This window comes from Sulfurimonas sp. (assembly GCF_014859695.1).
Taxonomy (GTDB): domain Bacteria; phylum Campylobacterota; class Campylobacteria; order Campylobacterales; family Sulfurimonadaceae; genus Sulfurimonas.
This window is the reverse complement of the sequence record NZ_JACUTS010000138.1, coordinates 1-2941: the sequence shown is the minus strand read 5'-3', so window position 1 is coordinate 2941 and position 2941 is coordinate 1. Positions and strand designations below refer to the sequence as shown.

Genomic DNA, 2941 nt, shown 5'->3' with positions numbered 1-2941 from the left:
CTACACTACGAAGCACAACTCAAGAATTGCTTGGATTTAGGTGCGAAAGTTGAGTCTATAAGTAAATGATAATGATTGTCCATCAAGCAGTAATCGTGCAGTGTTGTCTTATGAAGAATAGCACTTTTATTGATGATTTGTAAAAACATCTCTTTGTCGTCTTGACAATTAAAGACATCACAACGATTTACTCCACGATTTATAATATGATGATACCCAGCTAAATCTACTCTTAGTCTTGTCGGCATTTGTCAATCCTATATTTTAATCATGTATCTTAACTATTTATATTCGCTACAATCAAATATATTGCAAATTGAAATATTTTGTTAAAACTTAAGGCATATAATTTTTTGATAAAAAGTGGAGATTCATTCACAGGGGTATAATCATAAAGTGTAATACTCATACTCTTACCTCGATACTGAAATTTTTGAGACATAACGTTTAAAATGAGCCAATAAATTGCCCGCAGGGTAATTTATTGGCTCCACTGATTTGTTAGTGTTCGGACAAAGCATTGATAGTATTTTCTAAAGCTTTTACTAATGGTTCTGATCGTTTGTCGTTCATTGCTTTATATTCCGAAATCATATGCTCTAATACTGGGATAGATGCAAATGAATATTTTTGATATCGTTGAAGCTGATATATAGCCGCCAACTGTTGTGTAAGAGTTATCTTTTTTCCTATTTCATCATTGCCAGTTGCAAGGCATACCATTTTATGAAATGCTTCAGATTGTCTTTGCTCTTCCTCTCGATTCCTCTGATCAATCCATTTGTAAAAACCAATTATGAATGATATCGCGGCTCCGCTCATTGTAATTAATGAAACATATTTCAAGATAGCTTCCATACTCTTTACCCTTTTTACACTAACGTTTGAGTTGAGAAATATTTGAGCCGTAGGGTCAAATATTTCTCTCCAATGTGTTGTTATGTTTTTATATTTAACAATTCTTTAAATTCTTCTAAATTGTCTATATCATTTGAACTAAATGTCCAATTAAGTGTTTTACCTGTTGCAGACCTATCACAGTGAACAGAAATAATTTTATTAGTTGCTTTATGTATATACTTATCAGTAAATCCATAATTCCTATCCATTCTATTATCATTCATCTCTTTAATATGATTTTCTCTATTTTCTAATTCCCAATCATCACTTTTTAACTTATTATGAATATTCGTGCCATGTGGTATACCTTTAGGATACAATTTTCCATAACGATATTTACTTGTAAAATTATCTGTATATTGAAATTCCATATTTTTGGTTCCTTTAGCATAACGTTTAAATATAGCCAATAAATTGCCGCTAGGTAATTTATTGGCTTATCATTTATTAGTCTTCAAAACTCATAGGTGTTTCTTCTAAAAGTTGTTGTGTACTGTATATATAACCTTCAATATTATCTAAAATAGGTATCCCTTCTATACTTCTACTTACTAATTCTTCAAAAATAAGTGCATTTAATTGTACTTCTTTCTTTTTAAGGTCAATATAACTAAAGTCAGGAAATACACTAGCATACACAATTTTATCTTGTAAGATTTCTTTTACCTTTTCTGTAAATTCGTTAGATTCTTGATACATCTGAAAACTATACGCTGTTGCAGTTGCAACAATATCTGCAAGCTGAATACCTGGATGCTCTTTAGAATCAACCATAGTTATTTCTTTTAAATTATAAGTTAAAGGGATAGGCTTTCCTTCATTTGCTATAAATGGACTATATACGACATCTTTTCTTCCAATAAAGTTGTCAAAAAAACTTTTTTGAGCATCTATAGGTTTTGAACTATCACAAAAAGCTTTTATCTCTTGTCTCGTAACTCCCCACTCACAAAATAAAGAATGTAAAGATGTCATAGATAAATCTATAGTCCAAGAAGGTAGGCTTTGAATTTCTTGATATATAGTATCCTTGTGGGCATTTATAAATAGAAGAATTTTTTCAAAGAATTCTAAAGTTTCAGATTTATCTTGCTCATCATGCAAGATGGCTATTATTTCAGTAAGATAATTTAGTTCTTTTTTTCTCATTAATGTTTCAAAAATATTCAATATTTTATTGGCTATTTTATCATTGCTCACAAAAGAAATATATATTACATTGGAAATATATTTATGAAAGTTTAGTTGATAAAAGATTGTACTTTTACTTGCTAAAATTGGTTCAAAAATATATTCAAAAAAGTATCCAGATAATGCAAACTTTTTATCATCAACAGAAATCTTGATGTTATTAGAAATTTCATTTAAAATTTCTAATATTGCTTGTTTACCTTTATCTCTTCTTATTAGTTTTACAGCTTTAAGTTCACCATTTTGAATTTGATACTTTTCAATGATTCTTGATACCAATTCTTGAGCTTTATCTGATTGTATATTTACAGATCCATAAGCAAAAGTATTCTGATCTTTACTTAATAGATTTTCACCCGTGAATCCAGATTCATCAAAATATAATATCAGATCATTCAAATAAAGCTCCTAATTTAAGTTTGTGTCATATGATAACTATTTATTCAAGCACATTATATATACATTAACTTAAAAAAATAAAAATAACTTACATCTTAAATGTGTATTTATTGTTAAAAAATATGACAAATTGCAACATTTTTTAAGTTTAAAAGAAAAAAAACATATTATTCTTAAATATTTAGTGTGCGTTAAGTGTCAAAGAGAGCAATAACACATAAAAATGTTTGTTAATTGTTAAAATAATTACATAACTGACCTTACGCACTTTTGTAAAAAAGTTCGTAAATACCTCTAATTTTCTCGAAAAGTACCCTTTTCGTAGCTTTAGGGGGTTGTAGGGACATTTGTCCCTGCCACTAAAACGGACGCGTTCGTTTTAGTGCGTAACATCAGTTAATAACTGACCTTACGCACCTTTTAATTTCTGCAATTCTGAATAAGTGATTTG

4 protein-coding genes are annotated in these 2941 nt (G+C 28.9%); all 4 read right to left on the bottom strand.

The window, feature by feature from the left end; all coding sequences use genetic code 11:
- Nucleotides 1-5 precede the first annotated feature (5 nt).
- Nucleotides 6-248, bottom strand: coding sequence for a transposase (locus IBX42_RS11920; RefSeq protein WP_294933153.1), 243 nt, complete (start codon nt 246-248; stop codon nt 6-8).
- A 253-nt stretch (nt 249-501) separates the two neighbouring features.
- Nucleotides 502-858 carry a hypothetical protein gene (locus tag IBX42_RS11915; protein WP_294933152.1) on the bottom strand — a complete coding sequence of 119 codons (357 nt, stop codon included), beginning with the start codon at nt 856-858 and terminating at the stop codon, nt 502-504.
- 80 nt (nt 859-938) lie between these two features.
- Nucleotides 939-1310 carry a hypothetical protein gene (locus IBX42_RS11910; protein ID WP_294933151.1) on the bottom strand — a complete coding sequence of 124 codons (372 nt, stop codon included), beginning with the start codon at nt 1308-1310 and terminating at the stop codon, nt 939-941.
- Between the two features lie 37 nt (nt 1311-1347).
- Complete coding sequence (locus IBX42_RS11905; protein WP_294933150.1) at nt 1348-2490, bottom strand: DUF3800 domain-containing protein; 1143 nt, start codon at nt 2488-2490, stop codon at nt 1348-1350.
- Nucleotides 2491-2941 lie beyond the last annotated feature (451 nt).

Bases quoted from the DNA above. Each gene is read 5' to 3' on its own strand.
- IBX42_RS11920 (WP_294933153.1), bottom strand. From the start codon at position 248: ATGCCGACAAGACTAAGAGTAGATTTAGCTGGGTATCATCATATTATA.
- IBX42_RS11915 (WP_294933152.1), bottom strand. From the start codon at position 858: ATGGAAGCTATCTTGAAATATGTTTCATTAATTACAATGAGCGGAGCC.